The sequence below is a fragment of the Nostoc sp. FACHB-190 genome, from assembly GCF_014696905.1.
Lineage (GTDB): Bacteria > Cyanobacteriota > Cyanobacteriia > Cyanobacteriales > Nostocaceae > Nostoc_B.
In genome coordinates this window covers 147,847-167,380 of the sequence record NZ_JACJQW010000006.1, presented here as the reverse complement: position 1 = coordinate 167,380, position 19,534 = coordinate 147,847, and the positions used below count along the sequence as shown (strand labels likewise).

The following is a 19,534-nucleotide window of genomic DNA, read 5'->3' as shown; positions in this document are numbered from 1 at the left end:
GTAATAAAATATGAATCAACATCAAATTAACCAATCCGTTGAAGAACGCGATCGCCTGTCTCACCAGTGCCATCAATTAGTGGATAAAATTGCTAATCACCGCTATGCAATCAAATTGCTGAGAGTAGCGATCAAATCCCTTCAAACTATCGCAAGCTATAAAATGAATAGGTTAAAGGTTGTCAACCATGATTGATGAATATTTATCAGTATTAAGTCACAAAAAAGCCGCTCAGAAGGTCACAAAGAAAGCCCCAGGTGAGATTCTTGACCCGTTGGAGGGAATCGCCAGAACACAAGCTGCAATGCTCAATCTTGAGCCTACTAGCGAGAATTTAGAGAGTATTGATGATGCTCTTTCGTCAGAGATTGATCTTGCGGATTTAGTCTTGAAAGAGTCTGTCAACTTAATGAATCTATCTGGACACTTTTGGAATAAATCATTAGTTGGTTTCGGTAGTCCTGAAGTGTTGCGAACAATGCCAGAATTGCCCAGCGAGCTTGCAGCGATCGCCTTACGATGTGCGTCAGAGTCGCGTAAGTATTTGCAGCTTTTAAATGAGATTCGCAATCCCAAGAGAGCAACCTTTATCAAGACACAGCAAAACGCGCTAATTGTTGACCAACCACAAAATCTGTTAGAGGAAACACAATTAAATGGCTGGAGAGTGGACACCCGAACGCAGAGAACGACAGAGGCAGATAGCGATGACTGTCAAGCCGTGGCTAAAATCAACAGGCCCAAAAACCGAACAAGGAAAGCGCAGAAGCTCTCAAAATAGCAGAAAGCACGGTAGAAGAGGCGGAGTAGTGCGCGAAATGGAGCAGACTTTATCTAAATTTAGGCGACATAGAAAAGCCTTTTTAAACCTCTCAATTCTATTTGAAAACTTAAATTCACCAACGAACTTTCATGAATATCGATGAACACGCGCAAAAATTAACCGATTACCGCCAGGAGATTGAATCATTAGGGCATGATTTGATCACTTCTGGTAGAGATTCGTTACAGATTTTGAGCGATCGCCTAGACCATCTCAACCCTAACGATGCCGATATTACTACACTCTCACTAATAGCTGAATCGTTTTTGCTGTTGGGCGATCGCTTCTTGTCACTAAGCTTAGGAATCGAAAAATTATTGGAGTTAATCTGATGGAATTGCACAAAAAATATATTGTTGAAATTGTGAACATTATTAATTCTCAAAACTACGAAAATAATTCTAAAAACCGTGAGTTCTTGGAAAGTATAGCTCTTAACTTAAAGACACTTTCAAAGTCCGGTGATTTAGCTGCAATCCTGGCTTTGCTCTTAAAATTAAAAGTAGGACTAGGTTTTGATATTAGTAAACCTGCACCAAAGCCATTTTTAAAAATTGGGTGTATCTCAATAAATGTGTCGGATTTATTTAATTTTCGCGTGAGTAATTTAAATTCACATGAAAGTCTAAAGATGTTACCTAAATTATGAATGACGTTCAACTATTCAAAAGAAATTTGGATGTATTTTACAATTTAGACCGACCATTGCTAAAAACTAAAATTCATTCCAATTTTCGAGACTTTATTTCAAGTAATGCAATACAATTGTTTTATGTTGAAATACTCCCTAAGTATTTAAAAGAGTTGGGGTGTTCTGTACTAAAACAACCAAACGGCTATTACATTTTATTGGATCAATCTCAATTAATTGAGATTTCTGAGCAAACGAAAACACCAATAAATTATGTAATAAATGTTGCAGTGTGCCATGAAATCAGTCATGTAATTGCAGATGCTTTTCAGCGTTTTGATGATGAGGATTTTATTTGGCAACTAGGGTCTACAATGCTTCAAAAAGCAAGTATTCCTGAGTATTTCTATACCAAGATTAAAAATTATCTAAGGAATTGAAAAAATGATTAATCTAGCTGAAGCGATCGCCTTTCACGAACAAAATTTAGGAAACATTGACGGTGACTGCGACGCTAAAAAACAAGCTTTTTACCGTCAAGTATTAAGGCTTTATCTAATGTTACGAGAGCTAGGTATAGAAGCAAATAAAATAAAATCTGCTCAATTTAAAGATACCCCTGGCATCGCTCAAGCGCCATCGGTTAATTTTAAAGTCGATGGAATTAGTTTTGATTTTTTTATCGTAAATGACGTTCTTCAATTGAGAAACAGTGGACAAACTCAGTTATTTGGTTTTCCTAGCGAATCAATCGGATGTGCGGTGAATTTAGCCACCAACATTGTACACAAAGCTTGTATTCAGAAAGCCAGAGCGATCGCTTAATACTTCAAAAATAAAACAAAGTAATTAACCCATCTTTATTAGGTGGGTTTTTATTTTTTTGTACACACTACTGTGAATTTTTATGAGCTAATATTCGCCATATTTACTAATATATTATATGAATTTAGGCGAATTAATTCTAGCTTTTAAAGGGGATTTCACCCAGCTTGATCGGGATATCACGGAAGCTAAGAGAAGGGCGCTCGCTAATGCTCAGGAAATAGAAAAGCAGTTTAGAGATTCACTAAATTTAAATTACAAAGTTCAATTCACTTATAACTCTAATGATGTTCAGAACTTAGTCAAGGACATCACAAGAACAGCACAGGAAGCAATTAAAGCACAGAAAATTGATGTCACTCCAGCACTAACAATTAACAACGCCGAGATAAAGAAATTAGGTCAGGAAGTTGCCAAAGGTCTTGCACAAGGCATCAAAAATAACACGAAAGAAGCACAAAGAGCAGCTAACGAACTTGCTGGATTAACGATTGACGAGACTAAGCGTAGATTAAGAATTAAATCCCCTTCAAGAGTATTCGCTGAAATTGGACAGGATATTGTAAAAGGTCTTGCTGAAGGTATTGGTATAGGTGGCGGACTGTCTGTCACTGGTGCTATCTCTGGACTAGTTGGAGGTGCAATAAATACTGCCAGAAACTTGGTTAATACTGGTTTAGCTTTTACCGGCACATCAATCAATAAATTTAGTGAATTAAGCTCTATCGAATCTCAGCTAAAACTGATTGAAGGTAGTACAAATAGCTTGAAATTTATTCGAGAAGAGAGCGATCGCCTATCTATTTCGCTCAACGATGCTCGAAAAGCTTATGTAGGTTTAGCTGCTTCCGCGAAAGGCACAGAATTGGAATCTGAAGTTAAACGGATTTTTTCTGCTGTTAGTAGCGCGGCACGAGTTTTCAACCTTTCAAACGAGAATTACCTGGGCGCGTTGACAGCTATTCAGCAGATTATTTCAAAGAATAAAATAACAGCAGAAGAATTAAGAGGTCAACTCGGTGAAAGACTTTATGGCGCGGTAAATATTACAGCGCGTGCATTAGGAATCACTACTCAACAATTGGATAAATTGTTGGAATCTGGACAATTATCTGCTAAATTCTTAAGCCAATTTGCGACACAATTAGAGAAAGAATTAGGACAGGGCGTAGAACAAGCGAGTAAAAACTCCACAACATCTTTGAATAGGCTGCAAAATCAAGTTTTGGATTTGCAAGAAAGTTTAGGTAAAGCGGTTGAACCCGGTGTAGTTGCTGGTCTAGATTTTGCTCAAAAAACTTTAAGTGAATTATTAAAGCAAGGCTTATTCAATGATCTAAATAAAGGTGCAGCAGAATTTCGTGATTATTTAGCCCAAAATCCGGAACTAGCCAAGCAGACAGCGCAGGCTATCTCTGGTCTTGCAAAAGACGGAATCAAACTAGCCTCTGATGGCGCAAGGTCATTGCTTGACTACCTCAAACAAAATCCGAACGCGGTTAAAGACGCTGTAACTGCATTTGGTAACTTTGGTAAGGGTATAGGAGATGCGGTAAAACTTGCCAGAGATTTATTAGATGTTTTTGACAATATAGGAAAAACAATTGATAGTTTTTACGACCGAATTAGTAAAGCATTTGGGGGAACCTCCGAACAACAGAAACAATTTGAAAATTTATTGAGATATGGCCCGTTATCATTCTTTTTTCAAGGCAATCAAGGGCAAGCACAACAAGGTTTGGTGGGAGGTCTTTTGTCTGGACTGGGATTACCAAATTCAACCACTACATCCAGTACATCAAATGCGCCCAATACGCCTAGTAGTAGAGTTATTTCACCTGTCGATAGTCGTTACCCTGTTACCTCAGAATATGGATGGCGCTATATCTTTGGGAAAAGGCAATTTCACAAAGGAATAGATTACGGCACTCCAGTAGGGACGGACGTAAAAGCCCCTACATCTGGCATTATCTCCAGAATATTCAACGACAACGGCGGAGGTTTGACAGTAACTCTACAATCAATGACTGAAGCGGGACAGAAAGTTGAGCAGTCATTCTTGCATCTGAGTAGAGCTTTAGTAAAAGAAGGCGATCGCATCTCCCAAGGACAAGTAATTGCTAAATCTGGTGCTTCTGGTGGAAGATCCACAGGCCCGCATTTAGACTGGCGAATCAAAGTTAATGGACAGCAGGTTAACCCCAGAGACTTCTTGAGGATGAATATCTCTGTCCCTGCATCCTCGCCCACTCCACAAACTCAAACACAAAATCAACAACCTTGGCAGAAAGCTGCTGCTAGTTGGTATGGTAGACCAGATGGTTTCCACGGGCGCAAAACCGCATCTGGCGAGATATTTAACGCCGATGCGATGACACTGGCTCACAAGACTTTGCCTTTTGGCACTAAAGTAGAACTTCGCAATCCCGACACTGGGACAACGGCGATAGGTACAGTCAACGATCGCGGCCCGTTTGTTAAAGGACGAGAGTTTGACTTATCCCAAGGGTTAGCAGGTAAGTTGGGGGTTCTCAATTCAAATCCGAATCGCCCCAACATTGAATATAGAATAGTCACACAATCGTCAAGTGGTGGGCAATCTCAACCCCAACCCAGCACATCCACAGCGCAGCAACCACCAGAAATTAGGGCTATCTTGCAAGGCGCAGAGGAGAAGGCAAAGGTAGAGCGCAGGAACGCGCTAAGGGCTACTCAAGACCAGATACAATCTGCGTTACGCGCAGCAAGAGAAGCCTATCAAGGTTCTACTCTGTTTCCCAGCGCCGATGAACGGAACACTCGCCAATCTCAACAACGCTTGCAACAGATTGATGATCAGATCGTGCAGCAACAACGCCAAAGAGAGGATGCCCAGTCAAGAATTAAAATTAACCAAACTCAGATTAGCAGTGGTAGCTTATCACCTGAAGTTGTTTCTGATTTAAATAATCAAATCAATTTAGATACCACGCTAATTCAAAAACTAGATGAATCATTAAAATCACTGCAAGATTCACGCCGAAAAACTTCTGAAGAATACGCTAAATTCAACGAACGCGATCGCCAGTTCAGACAACAACAATCTGACTTGCGAGTATTTCAGTCTAGCAACGAAATCTTGGTAGAAAGGATTGAGCAGTTAAGGGAGTTATCAAAACTGAATCCTTACGCCAAAGAGCTAGAAGCACTGCCACATCTAGAAAAAGAATTGCAATTAAATCAACAGCAAATTAAAATCAATCAAGATTTACTGAATCTTGAGAACCAACGCGATAGAAACGAAATTGACCAGCAAGAGTATTTAAATAGATTAAATGCTATCAAAAACCTGAATGCTGAAGAACTAAAAACAATTGACATTCGCCATAAATTAGCTCGAACTAATGAGTTTTTGCGGCAAGGACAGTTAAAGCTTGACGAAACACTGAGACGTAATTCTGCAATGGTTGAGCGTCTTAGAACTAATATAGATTTAAGAAACGTGGGCATTGGGACAGGCGATCGCATTACCTTACAACGAGATGCTGACTTGATTGAAAATAAAAGTAGTTACTTGCAGCAACGTCAACAATTGCAAGAAAGAGCGTTGCTTGAAGAGTTGCCGATTGACCAGATTAAAACAGAAAGATTGCAGATGGTTCTTAGGTTTAACGAACGCAATCAAGTAATTAACGATCAGGCGCAGCGAAACGCCGCAGACTTGATATTTAATAATTCAAATAGGGTTAATCAAAGCGGTATTGATTTAATTAATAATCGTGCTGATTATCTTGATAGTTTTGGTCTAAGCGGTAATAATCTACGAAAACAAGCAGCTATATCTAGTCAAGAATTGGACTTTAATAACCAGTTAAGAGATTTGCAAAACCTTAAAGATATTGGGGATATTACAGCAGAAACGTTTGCTCAACTCAAGGCTAATTTAGAACAGATTAACCAAGTCAGGCTTGATGCCATAAAGGCACAGTTCGACCCATTAACAGGGATTATTAGGGATAGTCAACAAGCTTTAAGTGGTTTTCTACAGTCGGCAATCATTGACACTAACAATATTGGCGATGCTTTTCGGTCGATGGTTCAAAATATTATTGCCAGTCTTGCCAAGCTTGCTGCTGAACTTCTAACCCAGCAGATATTTAAGGCAATTCTAGGATGGATCGGTATCGGGGTAGGTGGTGGCGCGGGATCTCCTGGTGGTGGATCAGGTGGTGGCGCTGCACCTACAGCTTACAACGGGATGAAAATTCCTAATTACGCGGATGGCGGAATAATTGGGAACATCCAGTCTATAGGTGCAGCCGCGCTTAAAGAGCGACAGATGACGGGGCGACAGCCTTATTTAGTAGTAGCCAGTGCTGGCGAAAGAATACTCAACCACCGAGAAACTGAGATTTGGGAGAGGTTACAGCAATCAGGGCGACTAAATTTTGCTGATGGTGGTGTCGTTGGGATGCAGGCGGTTTCCGCTTCATCCTCTACAACTCCACCAAGTGTCACTATCCCGATTACTATTAACGCTGGCGATAATCCTGGGTTTGATACACAGCGTTTCGCTCAAAAATTACATCCTGTTTTGAAGAATATCACTTATGAAATGATTCAAAATGAATTGCGTCAAGGCGGTGCAATCAAGAGAGGAGATAGATACGGAAGGTAATTAATCTCCAAAAATCCCTATGGTAAAACCATCTACTTCATCTAATTTAACCCTCCAGCAATTTTCATTGCTTATGGAATACGTAGTCCCATTTGATATGATTTTTACATTTTTAAGGTGTATATAAGTATGAGTTAAAAAGCCTCGCTCTTTCCTTTCTTCTTCTGATATGTCTAATATTGTGATTGAAGTTTGTTTAAAAACATCAATAAGTAATTCCCTTGCTGATAAATCACCCGTCCCCATTACGAATTTTTGAATTGTATTATCAAAAAACTTTTCCATAGGGATAACCAAACCAGTTACGATTATCCCCTTTGTAAAAATTGTCAACGGAAATTCGATATTTTTTGATTCCTCTACGGTTTCAACAATAAAAGAAAGAATTGGATCAACGTGGAAATTCATTTAGAATCCTCTAAACTTCTCTGTATCTGCAACCGATGAAATGGGTATTGACCCTCAGATTTTAGCGCAACGCCTCAAACCTGCTATGCAGAATACCGCTTATGAAGTGGTGCAGGAACAATTGAGGCAAGGGGGCGCTATTAAAAGGGGCGATCGGTACGGCTTTCAAGGGCAGGCTTTTTTTTATTAGACAAATTTTTGGGCTTTTAAAACCAAAATTATTGTCTGAACAGTTAAAACTACGTTTCATAATTGAGAATATTCTCAACTATTTATCGAAGGTTTAAAAACCTGCCCTTGAAAGGATCGGTACGGGAGGTAGAAAGTGCCACGAGTGCTTTAACCCTGCTGTATTCTAATATCAGCACGTATTTTTAGATATATGCGAAAAAGATTTGTATTATATTTAGCGATCGCTGCGGCGATAAACGTTTTTCTTTATTTTTCAGCGCCCTACATAAAAAGTTTTACAGAAAAGACAGAGAGTGCCAAGCCTGTTTTGCCATCTAGTAAGGATGAATCAATCTTTGATAAATGTGATAAAGAGGTTGGTAGAAAGATAAGAGAACAGTTTCCTGTAGATGTTGCTCCACGGGAGATAATATCCAAATACATTGATGAATGTCTTGAAAAGTATCAACAACCATGACGATCGCTACGGAAGGTAAAACCTGATAAAACCTGAAAATTTATTCATACATTCATAAATTAGGCGATCGCTAATATATGAATGATTATTCAGATAAACCTATAAAAACCATATTTCTAAAAGCAAGTAAGAAAAAAGTAAGAAATAAATTTCCTTGAATGCTGGCGATCGCTTGTAGTAAGGGTTTTGAGCAGGTGCAACTGAGCAACAACCTTGCGCGGTCGAGGCTAATTACTTAAAACCATAGATAAAAATACGCTTTTTACAGTTTTTTTACGGAATTTATCTATATTTAGTAATCCATAGACAATTTAGTTACTAAATTCTGATTATTTGCAAAATTGTCTATGATTGCGGAAGTATCGATAATTTTGTAAATAATTTTTGATAATTATCGAAATTCTCTATGGTGCGATCGCTACTGAGGAACTGAACCTAATTCTCAAAACTGGATTTTATATCTAGTAGTAGGTGATAGCTATGGTCGTTGACACGCATCCTTTTTTGGATCTAGTTGACAAATCGCTTCATCCAAACGTTTGAGACTATCTTGAACCTCTTTGATATTTTGTTCGTGTCTCGTGAGTGGTTTAGGGGTAATCATCTGAATTAGAAATGCTGCTCCAATCCATAAGACAAATAAAACCGCAACCGCTTTAAGAATTCCGATCGCTACTTGATTGCTATTCATGAGCTAAGTTTAAATTTTCAGCAATTCTCTCACAAAATAGCGATCGCTTGTGTTGTGGTAGTATACGGTATAACGCTCAAAAGCGGTGATTTAATCGACTTTTTGAACGCAAAAGTGCAAACCGTTGAGTTAACGAAATGGCTCAAAAACAATATCTTACACTGCAAGAGTTTTTACAAAGAACGCTAGTTTTGGCAGTCCCAGGCGTTTTACTATCCATTGTTTTGGGGACAACTTTATCCTCTATTTCGCCTCTTTCACCTCAAAATCAAAGTACAGATATACCAAAAAATACCGACACTTCAAATAATTTCAACCTACAGAATGCTAATACAACAGTCAATACAAATAGCATTCTCACCACAGAATCAAGAGGGGATTGTTACAACCGTGTAGGACAAGAACTAGCGCAATCTGAAGCAGGCAAGGTTGTAACTCATTCTCTTATGAATCAATATTATGATGAGTTTATCAGTCGGTGCGGCGGAAATTAGAAATAATAAAAAACTACGTTAAGAACTTGGTAAAAACGTCAGTGCATTTTAAACTGAGCAATTCAGAAAATTAATTTAATTTTGATAATTTTCTGAATTTTGCACAAAATTATCTATGGGTTAATAAGCAATAAAAAAGATGCTACCCCAGTAGGGATAACATCATCGTGTCAGATTATGACAGGAGAGAAGGCGATCGCTAGTCCATCCAAGGGAATCTGTCTTTGTCTGGGTGCAGGGCCACATAGGTGGTGTATTCGTCATCTGGATGCCTTAGAAGAAGCTCAATTTTATCTGGTTCTTGTCGCTCTGTAAGCTTACATCTCCATCCATCATCAAAAGGTATCCAGTCATAGCTGTTAAACTGAATTTCAGCACTCAAAACACTTGAGAAATCAGCATTAGTGTACGGTTGTAACTGTTCTTCCTCATCCTCAATAAAAACATCATATTTTGGTGCGATTGCTGCCACATCAACAAAGAAATGGGCAATATCCCACGATTCATCAATCATCAATTCTTCATCATGTGGAAGTAATGTTAACTGGCAATCATGGCAATGGTAAGTTAGCTGGCGATCGCGTATTTTGACTGTCTGCTGAACCAAACCAGATATATTAAATTGCCGTTGCCATTCCCTAACGCGATCGCGGAATGTGTGGTACAACAATATTCCTGTTAGATCATCTAGCGCAAAGAACTTTCCTAAATTGGCGTAATATTCACAACCTTTCTGCACTTCTGGATCGGCATCAAAGCTCCATCCTTTCGGATCTGTTAACACACGTCGCAATAACTCTTGATTTTGAGGCTTAGGAGAGTATCCAGCTAGTGAGAACAAAAAATCTGTCTTTTTTAGGGAATGGTGAATTCTGATATTCTCAGGACGTGTAATTGCTATTTGGTAGTCATTGAGGAGGCTAATAAATCCCTCAGTTGTAAATAGTTGAGGGTTTTCGTTGAGTAGGTCTTGGATCATGATGTGTTCCTTTTTTGATGATAGGTTGATACCCTCCAGATGGAGGGTATGGACTTTACGCTGCTGCTACTTTCTCACTATTGTTGAGGGCTACTGCTGCCTCACTTATGAATTGTTGGATATGCTCTCTCAGTTCGCGTTCTGTCGCCTTTACGCCTAGACTTGGATAGCCCCAACTAGCCAGGGTACGACAAAAAAAATGAAGCTGGCGACGGCTACGAGCATATTCTAGAACATCTTTCGCTTGATGGATTTGTGCTACTGTAAACATCAGTTCATGCCTCTAACGGTATGGATTTATGGAGGGGCGATCGCAGAGTTTCTCAGGCCATGCGATCGCTCTTTTGTTATTGATCAGCGTGTGACCACTGGTGAAGTATTTGGGCATCTGCCGCAATCTCAGCGTCTAGGGTATCTATGCGTTTTAAAGTTGTATTTACGCTGGCGATCACTGTCTCTACTTTTTTGTTAAACTCTTGTTCTTTTTGGCGCTGTTCTTCAATCCGTTGCAGTAGTTTTTTGTAGCGGGTCATTTGTTTTATCCCCTTTTGTTGTTCTCTAATATATTAATATTACCGTGGTATTACTATGGAGTAAATAAGGGAATTATTAGTATTTACAAAGGGGTTAGACGATAAAATGAATATTTACTTATACCGAGGTAATACTATGGCACTTCTTAGTATTACCCCTCCAGGGGGAGGGGGATAAGATATTTAGTTTTTGAACAGGAGATCCAATTTTTCTTGTTTCGCTGCCTCTATGCCTTTTTCTAAAATCTCTTCTGCGCTTACCTCTACCTTCTGGTTTCTGTACCATCCGCAGTAGGGTTGTATCTCAAACGGCCATCCGGCGAGGTAGAATTTCGCTTTTTCTAAAACCTCGTTCTCTGGAGTGTTTGCTGGGAGACTGAAGTGTTGAGCTTGTCCGTAGAAGGGGTGTAGCAGGGTTATTTCCCAGGTTTTAGCAAATTTGGTGATTATTGCATCACCGTGTTCTGTGGTTGTACCGCAATCCTTTAGCTTTTCACCTGTGCGTTCCAGTTCCTCGGATTCAAACTCTGCTTCTTCTTCGGCGCTAATCTCTGCCTCAATCTCTTCGTAGCGTTCTTCGCATTCTTCTTGTAATTCACTGATTGCATCGGCTAACTCTTGTAGCTCCCCTTGAAGTGCTTCGATTTCCTCAAGAGTGGTAGCGGATGCGATCGCAGACTTGATTGCTTCTAGCATCTTAAAATCTCCTATTCGGTTATCAAGGTTCTGGTTAATTTCTGTGCGGTGCTTTGTGCTGTTTCCTCACCGCTTATAGATATATAATACCACGGTATTACTATGGATGCAATAGGGGAATGATTAGTATTTGCAAAGGTTTTGAGTTTAATTGTTCAATTTAGATTTTAAAAACTTATCCATAGTAATACCCTGGTATTTCAATTTTCCCCGTGGTAATATCGGGTAAAGATTACCAAGGTAATACAATGGCAAGAGACAGAGAGACAGGTAAATTCATTCCAGAAAAAAACAGTTTTGATAAAACTCCATTCCCAATCAAGATGACCGCCGAGATGAAAGAATGGGTCAAAAATCGTGGTGGGAGTGAATTTGTGCGATCGCTAATTCAAGACGCGATGGATCAAGAATCTAGCCCAAAGCAAGCAGCCTGAGCGTAGAGACTCAGGCAGAAGATATCAAAGAAGTAGGCGATCGCCCAAATTCTGAGTTTATTCCTTGTAGCCATTGCGGTAACGCCACGGAGGAAAGCGGGGAGGATAAATCTAATTCAAAGTGGGTTTATTCTTGTAAAAAATGCAAGAAAAAAACATATATAGAGAAAGAATCGGGATATTTTCAGGTTCCCGTAAAAAATACTTCACTTAACCTTGGTAAGTGGATTTTCGAGGAATCTAGGCTTGAAATCTTCTCAAATGCACTGGCAGATAAAATCGAAAAACTGAATAAGTAGCAGGTGTCATTTTATGACACAAACAAGAATCGCACGTTAAGAAAGTATAACCGCACTATCTGGCAAGCCTAAAACAATAATGCTTGGCAGTCCGCCTGAGACATCAACTTCCACTCCCACTTTTACAGCATCGATGCCAACAATTGATGCACTCCAGACTCTAGCAAGCATTATTTTAGTCCTTAGTCATTAGTCCTGCGTCCGTCTTATCATTAACAATTGGCAAATGACAAATAACACAATTACCAATGACCAATCAAGACACAATTTTTAGTAAGATTATTCGGCGGGAAATTCCGGCCAATATCGTTTACGAGGATGATTTAGCTTTAGCATTTACAGATGTTAACCCCCAAGCACCAGTTCATATCCTCGTAATTCCCAAAAAACCCCTAGCGAAATTAGCTGAGGCCGAAACGGAAGATGCAGCTTTGTTAGGACATCTGTTATTAACCGCCAAGCGTGTAGCCGCCGAAGCTGGTTTAACCAATGGTTATCGCGTTGTCATCAATACCGATGCTGATGCTGGTCAAACTGTCTTCCATTTACATTTGCATATTTTAGGCGGCAGACCAATGGCTTGGCCGCCTGGTTGATGTTTTCAATTTTAATCAGGGTGTGAGGGTTTAGGGGTGTGAGGGTTTAATTCAGGGGGGTGGTAGGTGGGAGGATGGTGAAGAAATCTTTCCCCCCACACTCCCCACACTCCCCACACTCCTTAGCCCTTTGAAACTATCTTTTGTGGGTAAATCATCTCTGTACGTACCGTTAATCAATATCTAGTTGGTGGGAATACTAACAAAGTCCAGACAAGCTCTGCACTGCTTGTTGATGGACAGCAAAAACCAACTTGTGCTATGAGGTACGTTTAGATGGCGACATTTAAAGCCCCCATCATTCCCGGATATAACATTAGCTCACAACTATATGCTGGCTCCAGAACGATTGTATATCGAGCTATCCGCGAATCAGATCAACTCCCAGTTGTCATCAAGCTATTAACCTCAGAATATCCTACTTTTCAAGAATTACTCAAACTCCGCAATCAATACACTATTAGCAAAAATCTCAATATTTCTGGGATTATTCAGCCATTATCTTTAGAAACATATAATAACGGTTATATTTTCGTGATGGCGGATACTGGGGGAATATCATTACGAGAATATATTCAAAGCAACACTTTATCCCTAGCAGAATTTTTGAGGATTGCTATTCAATTAAGTACTAGTCTTCATGAATTACATCAAAATCGCGTGATTCATAAAGATATTAAACCAGCAAATATTTTAATTCATCCCCAAACAAAACAAGTTCAATTAATTGATTTTAGTATTGCTTCATTACTGCCAAAAGAAACTCAAGAAATTAAAAGTCTTAATATTTTAGAAGGAACTTTAGCTTATATTTCTCCAGAACAAACAGGGAGAATGAACCGAGGTATAGACTACCGCAGTGATTATTACTCTCTGGGAGTGACATTTTATGAATTATTAACCGGAGAATTGCCATTTAATAGTGATGATCCGATGGAGTTGGTGCATTGTCATTTGGTGAAAATGCCAACTGTAATAGGGAACAGGGAAGAAATTCCGCCAGTACTGGCAGAGATTGTGTTGAAACTGATGGCGAAAAATGCCGAGGATAGATATCAAAGTGCTTTGGGATTAAAGCATGATTTAGAACTTTGTTTAACCCAACTCCAAGAGACAGGCGCAATTAGAGATTTTAAAATTGCTCAACGGGATGTGTGCGATCGCTTCCTCATCCCGGAAAAATTATATGGTAGAGAAGCGGAAGTCAGCACCTTATTACAAGCATTTGAACGTGTTGCCAGTGGCACATCAGAGATGATGCTAGTGGCGGGATTTTCCGGGATTGGCAAAACTGCTGTAGTGAATGAAGTCCACAAACCCATAACTCGTCAACAAGGTTACTTTATCAAAGGTAAATTTGACCAATTTAACCGGAATATTCCTTTCAGTGCTTTTGTCCAAGCTTTGCGTGATTTGATGGGGCAATTGTTATCAGAGTCGGATGCAAAATTGGCACAGTGGCGGAGTCAGATTTTAGAAGTTGTGGGGGAAAATGGGCAAGTTTTAATTGAGGTCATTCCCGAATTAGAGCGTGTAATTGGTAAACAATATCCTGCACCAGAATTATCGGGAACGGAGGCACAAAACCGATTTCAGTTACTGTTTCAAAAGTTTATTGCTATCTTCACCACAGCAGAGCATCCTTTAGTAATGTTTTTGGATGATTTACAGTGGGCAGATTTAGCTTCTTTGCAGTTAATTAAACTGTTGATGGAGGATGAAAATTGTCTGCTGTTGTTGGGTGCTTATCGAGATAATGAAGTTTCTGCTGCACACCCATTAATGTTGACGGTGGAGGAAATAAAGAAATCTGGTAAGACAGTTAATACTATTACCCTTACTCCTCTAGCTGCTCAAAATGTAAATCAGTTAATAGCTGATACTTTACGTTGTCCAACAGAGCGATCTCTCCCCCTCACCGAATTAATTGAGCGCAAAACCAGAGGAAACCCCTTTTTTATCACTCAGTTTCTCAAGAAACTATATGAAGATGGGGAAATTACCTTCAATCATCAGCAGGGTTATTGGGAATGTGATATTACCCAAATTCAATTGCTATCCCTAACTGATGATGTTGTGGAGTTTGTCGCCCAACAATTACAGAAATTACCTCAAACAACCCAAAATGTTTTGCAGTTAGCTGCTTGTGTTGGTAACTCTTTTGATTTAAAAACCTTAGCAATTGTTTCTCAGCAATCTGTCACCGATGCGGCGACAGCATTATGGAAAGCTTTACAAGAGGGTTTGATTTTACCCACTAGCCAAACTTATAAATTCTTTCAGATAGAGACTGAAGCACAAACTAATTCTCAGAACAATATTGATCATGATTCTGTAAATTTGACTTACCGCTTTCTGCACGATCGCATTCAACAAGCGGCTTACTCTTTAATTCCAGAAGACCAAAAACAAGTTACTCATCTGGCGATCGGTCAACTACTCTATGCTAATACACCAGAAACTCAACTAGATAGACATATATTTGAAATTGTCAATCACCTGAATCAAGGGATTGATTTAATTACTCAGCCTGATGAACAACTAAAGTTAGCCGAACTGAATTTAATCGCGGGATGCAAAGCTAAAAGTGCGATCGCCTATAATGCAGCCATCAATTACTTTACCCAAGGAATTGACTTACTCCCGGCTGATCCTTGGACAACAAACTACGAATTAACTCTAAATCTGCATCACGAGCGTTTAGAAGCGGCTTGTCTAAACACAGACTTTGACAAGTTAGCAGCCTGGGGTGACATTATATTGCGATCTGCAACTTCATTGCTCGACACCATCAAAGTCTATGAAACCCGAATGATGGCTTTCCGTTCTCAAGGTAAATTTGCCGAAGTGGTAGAAACTGGGTTGCAGGTGTTGAAATTACTGGGTGTGGAATTTCCCGAACAACCGACTCAGGCAGATATTGGTACAGCAGCGCAATATACACAGCAACTATGGATAGGTAGTAAACCCTCAAGTTTGGCAGATTTGCCTACAATGAACGATCCCTATCAACTGGCAGCAATGCAAATCATGACTAAACTAGTGGCATCTGTTTTAATTGCTGCGCCTGAACTTTTACCATTACTCATCTTTAAGCAAGTTGAGATGTCTATTCAGTTTGGAAATTCCTCTATTGCCGTTTTTTCTTATGCAGACTACGGATTAATGCTCTGTGGTTTTATGGGAGATATTGATGCTGGGTATGAATTTGGACAATTATCATTAAAGTTACTAGAAAAATTCCAGATTAATGCCTTTAAAAGCCGAGCTTACTTTGTTGTCAACTGCTTTATTCGTCATTGGAAAGAACCCTTGAGTCAGTCTATCCAATTTCTGCTAGAGGGCTACCAGAGTGGGCTGGAAACCGGAGATTGGGAATGTGTAGCACTAAATATACTAACATACTTTCAGTACAGCTACTGGAGTGGTCGAGAATTAAGTGCTTTGGCTCAGGAAATGGAAGCTTATCGACAAATTATCAGCCAGGTTAAGCAAGAATCAATTTTAAAATATTATGAGTGTTACCAACAAACAATTTTAAATTTATTGGTAATATCTGAAATCCCCTATTTTTTGGCAGGTGAAGTCTTCAATACAACCCAAATTTTGCCTCATTTACAGGCTACCAATGATCGAGGGGGATTATTTCATCTTTATTTATCTCAAGCCGTTCTCTGTTATTGGTTTGGCAAATATGAACAAGCTGGGGAACAAGCAGCTATAGCACAACAATATATTCATGCTAGTGCTGGCAGTTTTATGATGGTTGTTTTGGTTTTTTATGATGCCTTAATTCATTTGTCCCAATACGAAACGGCGGATACTAAACAACAATCAAAGATTATTGAGCGGGTCAATAGTCATCAAGAAAAACTCCAAAATTGGGCAAATTTAGCTCCCTCTAATCATCAACATTACTGTCAACTTGTAGCCGCAGAAACATTGCGGGTTTTGGGTCAAAATTATGATGCAATGGCACATTATGATTCAGCTATTGCTGGTGCAAAAACCCACGGTTATTTACAAGATGAAGCACTCAGTAATGAACTGGCTGCTAAATTTTACCTGCATTGGGGCAAAGAGAAAGTGGCCTCCGGTTATATGCAGGAGGCATACTACTGTTATGCTCGTTGGGGTAGCCAAGCCAAAACTCAAGATTTAGAAAATCGCTACCCTCATTTACTGCAACCTATTCTCCAGCAGAAAATAGCATCGATGAATGTGCTGGAAACATTATCAGCACAAGTTAATCCTCTGGTTTCCGTTCATAGTTCCCAACAACCGACTCGTTCTTCTAGTACCAACATCAATACATCTCTGGATTTTGCGGCGATTATCAAAGCTTCTCAAGCTATTTCTGGCACAATTCACCTGGATGAACTGCTGCAACAACTGACTCAGATTATTTTGCACAATTCTGGTGGCGATCGCTGCGCCTTAATTTTATCTAATCATCAAGGCGAATTTTTTGTCAGAGCAATTGCGACACCAGATAACACTGAACTTCTTGACGAACCTTTAGAGGGAAACCCAAATTTACCGATCAAATTTATTCAATATGTGAAAAATACCCAAGAAATTGTGGTAGTTAATGAACTGCAAACTGATCTACCTGTCATTGATGAATATTTACTGCAACGACAACCAAAAAGTCTGTTGTGCTTACCGATTCTCAATCAAGGTAATTTAATTGGCATTTTGTATTTAAAGAATCGCTCAACCAGTAATGTGTTTACTAGCGATCGCATCTTGATTCTCAACTTTCTTTGTACCCAAGCGGCGATTTCTCTCGAAAATGCTCGACTTTATCAAGATTCTCAAATTTATGCCCATCAGTTAGAAGAATCGCTGGAAAAGTTACGCCTGAGTGAAAACCGCTTTCAGAAACTTGCAGATAATATTCCCGGATTGATTTATCAAATTCGGATTCAACCCAATGGTTTATCTTCAATATCTTATGTGAGCTATGGATGTCAAAGCCTTTACGAAGTAGCGGCTGAAGATTTAATGTCAGGAAAATATAGTCTGCGCGATTTTGAACATCCCGATGATCAAGCTGAATTGTTTCGCGCCACTATGGAGTCAGCGCAAAATCTCACTACCTTTCGACATGAATGGCGGATTATTACACCCAATGGAAATGTTAAATGGGTAAAAGCCATTTCCCGACCAGAAATTAGCGAAGATGGGGAAATGGTGTGGGATGGGATTGTAATTGATATTAGCGAACAGCAAGCTGCACTTCGTGAACGCGAACGTGCCGAACAAGAGCAGCAACAACTACTAGCAATTGTCAATGCTACACCCGATATTGTCGGTATTGCCGATGCTAATGGCAATAATATTTACACTAATCCTGCTGGACAGAAAGTGTGGCATTTGAAAGATAGTAAGGCAGAATTTCATATTTCTAGTCTGGTGCCACCTCGACTAATACAGTATTTGCAAAATGTCATTATCCCTACCGCTATCCGTCAGGGAACTTGGAGTGGTGAGTCAGCCATCTTAGACTTACATGGTAAGGAAATTCCAGTTTCTCAGGTTGTGATTGCTCATAAAAATGCTGCCGATGAAGTTGAATATTTATCTACTATTATTCGAGATATTAGTGAACGTAAACAAGCGGAAGCTGCAATTGGGCAAAAATCGCAGGAACTCGAACAAGCTCTCAACGAACTCAAACAAACTCAGCTACAAATGGTGCAACAAGAAAAAATGTCTGCATTAGGTAACTTAGTTGCAGGTGTAGCTCATGAAATGAATAATCCTCTCAGTTTTATTTCGGCTAGTCTGCAACAAGCTCAACCCATATTTACTGATATCACCACACACCTCCAACTCTATCAACAAGCTCTCCCCAATCCTGATGCAGAAATTCTCGATCATGCCGAAGAAATTGATTTAGAGTATAGCTTAGAAGACCTACCAAAAATGCTCGATGCAATGGTTATAGCTGCTGACAGATTGAAAAATATCAGCACTAGTTTGAGAACTTTCTCCCGTGCCGATCAGAGTTATAAAGTGCCATTTAATATTAATGAAGGCATTGATAGTACAATTTTAATTCTCAAACATCGCCTGAAAGGTAATGAACAACGCCCAGAAATTATTGTGGTGACAGATTACGGTAATTTACAACCAATAGCATGTTTTCCTGGGCAATTAAATCAGGTATTTATGAATATCATCGCCAATGCGATTGATGCTTTAGATGAGTCAAGTATAGGACGCAGTTTTGAGGAAATTAAACTCAATCCTTACAAGATTATTGTCAAAACAGCAATCGAAAATCAGCATGTTAAAATCTCCATTGCTGATAATGGTAAAGGCATCAGTGAAGATGTCAAATCGCGCATCTTTGACCATTTATTTACAACCAAAGCAGTAGGTAAAGGCACAGGATTAGGACTAGCGATCGCCAGACAAATTGTTGAAGAAAAACATGGCGGCAAAATTGAAGTTAATTCTGTTTTAGGAGAGGGAACAGAGTTTGTAATTTCTCTCCCCATTACAGATAACAATCATTAAGTGAGGGACAAGGTAGATAAGGCAGAGATATTCTAATACTATAGCAGTCCTAAATCATTTGTAAAATTTCTATATCTTTTTCTTCTTTCTTACATTTGCATCCTTCTCTACGAGACGCTACGCGAAGGCGTTCTTGGTGAAGCAGTCCAGTCTTGGGGGTTTCCCCTATGAGGAACTGCTGTTAGCGCAGCGTTAGCGACGCAGGAGAGTCACCCGGAGGGCGGTTCGTTTCCATATCTATGTTTTTCACGACTCATTTAGGATTGCTATATTTCACAAAATTACGAAGA

The 19,534-nt window shown here is 39.5% G+C and carries 20 protein-coding genes; 13 read left to right on the top strand and 7 right to left on the bottom strand.

Going from position 1 to position 19,534, the window contains the following annotated elements:
• Positions 1 to 10 precede the first annotated feature (10 nt).
• From H6G28_RS10135 to H6G28_RS10105, 7 genes are all read left to right on the top strand, one after another.
• Positions 11 to 196, top strand: coding sequence for a hypothetical protein (locus H6G28_RS10135; RefSeq protein WP_190588503.1), 186 nt, complete (start codon positions 11 to 13; stop codon positions 194 to 196).
• The gene (locus H6G28_RS10130; protein ID WP_190588504.1) at positions 189 to 782 is read left to right on the top strand and encodes a hypothetical protein; all 594 of its coding nucleotides are present in this window, start codon (positions 189 to 191) and stop codon (positions 780 to 782) included. Before H6G28_RS10135 ends, H6G28_RS10130 begins: the two co-directional genes overlap by 8 nt.
• A 131-nt stretch (positions 783 to 913) precedes the next feature.
• Positions 914 to 1,156 carry a hypothetical protein gene (locus H6G28_RS10125; RefSeq protein ID WP_190588505.1) on the top strand — a complete coding sequence of 81 codons (243 nt, stop codon included), beginning with the start codon at positions 914 to 916 and terminating at the stop codon, positions 1,154 to 1,156.
• A complete protein-coding gene (locus H6G28_RS10120; protein WP_190670544.1) occupies positions 1,156 to 1,473 on the top strand; it encodes a hypothetical protein in 318 nt (105 codons plus the stop codon). Before H6G28_RS10125 ends, H6G28_RS10120 begins: the two co-directional genes overlap by 1 nt.
• Positions 1,470 to 1,895 carry a hypothetical protein gene (locus H6G28_RS10115; RefSeq protein ID WP_190588507.1) on the top strand — a complete coding sequence of 142 codons (426 nt, stop codon included), beginning with the start codon at positions 1,470 to 1,472 and terminating at the stop codon, positions 1,893 to 1,895. Before H6G28_RS10120 ends, H6G28_RS10115 begins: the two co-directional genes overlap by 4 nt.
• Positions 1,896 to 1,899: 4 nt before the next feature.
• Entirely contained in the window at positions 1,900 to 2,280 is a 381-nt protein-coding gene (locus H6G28_RS10110; protein WP_190670543.1) for a hypothetical protein, read from the top strand.
• Positions 2,281 to 2,398: 118 nt separating this feature from the next.
• On the top strand, positions 2,399 to 6,937 hold the full coding sequence (locus H6G28_RS10105; RefSeq protein WP_190670542.1) for a septal ring lytic transglycosylase RlpA family protein: 4,539 nt from the start codon (positions 2,399 to 2,401) through the stop codon (positions 6,935 to 6,937).
• On the opposite strand, the gene H6G28_RS10100 is transcribed toward H6G28_RS10105, so the two are convergent.
• Positions 6,938 to 7,345: a GvpU-like protein gene (locus H6G28_RS10100; RefSeq protein WP_190588510.1), complete on the bottom strand. Its 408-nt coding sequence runs from the start codon at positions 7,343 to 7,345 to the stop codon at positions 6,938 to 6,940.
• A 40-nt stretch (positions 7,346 to 7,385) separates the two neighbouring features.
• Between H6G28_RS10100 and H6G28_RS10095 the strand changes: the two genes are divergently transcribed.
• Together H6G28_RS10095 and H6G28_RS10090 are read left to right on the top strand one after the other, a co-directional pair.
• Entirely contained in the window at positions 7,386 to 7,535 is a 150-nt protein-coding gene (locus tag H6G28_RS10095) for a hypothetical protein (RefSeq protein ID WP_190670541.1), read from the top strand.
• A 192-nt stretch (positions 7,536 to 7,727) separates the two neighbouring features.
• Complete coding sequence (locus tag H6G28_RS10090) at positions 7,728 to 7,994, top strand: hypothetical protein (RefSeq protein ID WP_190670540.1); 267 nt, start codon at positions 7,728 to 7,730, stop codon at positions 7,992 to 7,994.
• A 478-nt stretch (positions 7,995 to 8,472) separates the two neighbouring features.
• On the opposite strand, the gene H6G28_RS10085 is transcribed toward H6G28_RS10090, so the two are convergent.
• On the bottom strand, positions 8,473 to 8,685 hold the full coding sequence (locus H6G28_RS10085) for a hypothetical protein (RefSeq protein ID WP_190670538.1): 213 nt from the start codon (positions 8,683 to 8,685) through the stop codon (positions 8,473 to 8,475).
• Positions 8,686 to 8,822: 137 nt separating this feature from the next.
• Here H6G28_RS10085 and H6G28_RS10080 point away from each other — a divergent pair, with 137 nt between their 5' ends.
• A complete protein-coding gene (locus tag H6G28_RS10080; RefSeq protein ID WP_190670537.1) occupies positions 8,823 to 9,179 on the top strand; it encodes a hypothetical protein in 357 nt (118 codons plus the stop codon).
• Between the two features lie 199 nt (positions 9,180 to 9,378).
• Here the strand turns inward: H6G28_RS10080 and H6G28_RS10075 are convergent, their stop codons facing one another.
• The 4 genes from H6G28_RS10075 to H6G28_RS10060 form a co-directional block, all read right to left on the bottom strand.
• On the bottom strand, positions 9,379 to 10,158 hold the full coding sequence (locus tag H6G28_RS10075; protein WP_190670536.1) for a hypothetical protein: 780 nt from the start codon (positions 10,156 to 10,158) through the stop codon (positions 9,379 to 9,381).
• Between the two features lie 55 nt (positions 10,159 to 10,213).
• The gene (locus H6G28_RS10070) at positions 10,214 to 10,429 is read right to left on the bottom strand and encodes a hypothetical protein (protein WP_190670535.1); all 216 of its coding nucleotides are present in this window, start codon (positions 10,427 to 10,429) and stop codon (positions 10,214 to 10,216) included.
• 76 nt (positions 10,430 to 10,505) lie between these two features.
• Complete coding sequence (locus tag H6G28_RS10065; protein ID WP_190588519.1) at positions 10,506 to 10,691, bottom strand: hypothetical protein; 186 nt, start codon at positions 10,689 to 10,691, stop codon at positions 10,506 to 10,508.
• A gap of 183 nt (positions 10,692 to 10,874) precedes the next feature.
• Complete coding sequence (locus H6G28_RS10060) at positions 10,875 to 11,387, bottom strand: hypothetical protein (RefSeq protein WP_190588520.1); 513 nt, start codon at positions 11,385 to 11,387, stop codon at positions 10,875 to 10,877.
• Between the two features lie 248 nt (positions 11,388 to 11,635).
• Here H6G28_RS10060 and H6G28_RS10055 point away from each other — a divergent pair, with 248 nt between their 5' ends.
• A complete protein-coding gene (locus H6G28_RS10055; RefSeq protein ID WP_190588521.1) occupies positions 11,636 to 11,821 on the top strand; it encodes a hypothetical protein in 186 nt (61 codons plus the stop codon).
• 335 nt (positions 11,822 to 12,156) lie between these two features.
• Here H6G28_RS10055 and H6G28_RS37330 read toward each other — a convergent pair whose 3' ends face one another.
• Positions 12,157 to 12,291, bottom strand: coding sequence for a hypothetical protein (locus tag H6G28_RS37330; protein WP_277877224.1), 135 nt, complete (start codon positions 12,289 to 12,291; stop codon positions 12,157 to 12,159).
• Positions 12,292 to 12,368: 77 nt separating this feature from the next.
• Between H6G28_RS37330 and H6G28_RS10050 the strand changes: the two genes are divergently transcribed.
• Together H6G28_RS10050 and H6G28_RS10045 are read left to right on the top strand one after the other, a co-directional pair.
• On the top strand, positions 12,369 to 12,716 hold the full coding sequence (locus H6G28_RS10050; RefSeq protein WP_190670534.1) for a histidine triad nucleotide-binding protein: 348 nt from the start codon (positions 12,369 to 12,371) through the stop codon (positions 12,714 to 12,716).
• Positions 12,717 to 12,992: 276 nt separating this feature from the next.
• Positions 12,993 to 19,244 (top strand): ATP-binding sensor histidine kinase, encoded by a 6,252-nt coding sequence (locus H6G28_RS10045; protein WP_190670533.1) that lies wholly within the window; start codon positions 12,993 to 12,995, stop codon positions 19,242 to 19,244.
• Positions 19,245 to 19,534: the final 290 nt, after the last annotated feature.

Excerpts from the sequence above, each read along its gene's own strand:
- H6G28_RS10135 (WP_190588503.1), top strand. The coding sequence starts at position 11 with ATGAATCAACATCAAATTAACCAATCCGTTGAAGAACGCGATCGCCTG.
- H6G28_RS10130 (WP_190588504.1), top strand. The coding sequence starts at position 189 with ATGATTGATGAATATTTATCAGTATTAAGTCACAAAAAAGCCGCTCAG.
- H6G28_RS10125 (WP_190588505.1), top strand. The coding sequence starts at position 914 with ATGAATATCGATGAACACGCGCAAAAATTAACCGATTACCGCCAGGAG.
- H6G28_RS10120 (WP_190670544.1), top strand. The coding sequence starts at position 1,156 with ATGGAATTGCACAAAAAATATATTGTTGAAATTGTGAACATTATTAAT.
- H6G28_RS10115 (WP_190588507.1), top strand. The coding sequence starts at position 1,470 with ATGAATGACGTTCAACTATTCAAAAGAAATTTGGATGTATTTTACAAT.
- H6G28_RS10110 (WP_190670543.1), top strand. The coding sequence starts at position 1,900 with ATGATTAATCTAGCTGAAGCGATCGCCTTTCACGAACAAAATTTAGGA.
- H6G28_RS10105 (WP_190670542.1), top strand. The coding sequence starts at position 2,399 with ATGAATTTAGGCGAATTAATTCTAGCTTTTAAAGGGGATTTCACCCAG.
- H6G28_RS10100 (WP_190588510.1), bottom strand. The coding sequence starts at position 7,345 with ATGAATTTCCACGTTGATCCAATTCTTTCTTTTATTGTTGAAACCGTA.
- H6G28_RS10095 (WP_190670541.1), top strand. The coding sequence starts at position 7,386 with ATGGGTATTGACCCTCAGATTTTAGCGCAACGCCTCAAACCTGCTATG.
- H6G28_RS10090 (WP_190670540.1), top strand. The coding sequence starts at position 7,728 with ATGCGAAAAAGATTTGTATTATATTTAGCGATCGCTGCGGCGATAAAC.
- H6G28_RS10085 (WP_190670538.1), bottom strand. The coding sequence starts at position 8,685 with ATGAATAGCAATCAAGTAGCGATCGGAATTCTTAAAGCGGTTGCGGTT.
- H6G28_RS10080 (WP_190670537.1), top strand. The coding sequence starts at position 8,823 with ATGGCTCAAAAACAATATCTTACACTGCAAGAGTTTTTACAAAGAACG.
- H6G28_RS10075 (WP_190670536.1), bottom strand. The coding sequence starts at position 10,158 with ATGATCCAAGACCTACTCAACGAAAACCCTCAACTATTTACAACTGAG.
- H6G28_RS10070 (WP_190670535.1), bottom strand. The coding sequence starts at position 10,429 with ATGTTTACAGTAGCACAAATCCATCAAGCGAAAGATGTTCTAGAATAT.
- H6G28_RS10065 (WP_190588519.1), bottom strand. The coding sequence starts at position 10,691 with ATGACCCGCTACAAAAAACTACTGCAACGGATTGAAGAACAGCGCCAA.
- H6G28_RS10060 (WP_190588520.1), bottom strand. The coding sequence starts at position 11,387 with ATGCTAGAAGCAATCAAGTCTGCGATCGCATCCGCTACCACTCTTGAG.
- H6G28_RS10055 (WP_190588521.1), top strand. The coding sequence starts at position 11,636 with ATGGCAAGAGACAGAGAGACAGGTAAATTCATTCCAGAAAAAAACAGT.
- H6G28_RS37330 (WP_277877224.1), bottom strand. The coding sequence starts at position 12,291 with ATGCTTGCTAGAGTCTGGAGTGCATCAATTGTTGGCATCGATGCTGTA.
- H6G28_RS10050 (WP_190670534.1), top strand. The coding sequence starts at position 12,369 with ATGACCAATCAAGACACAATTTTTAGTAAGATTATTCGGCGGGAAATT.
- H6G28_RS10045 (WP_190670533.1), top strand. The coding sequence starts at position 12,993 with ATGGCGACATTTAAAGCCCCCATCATTCCCGGATATAACATTAGCTCA.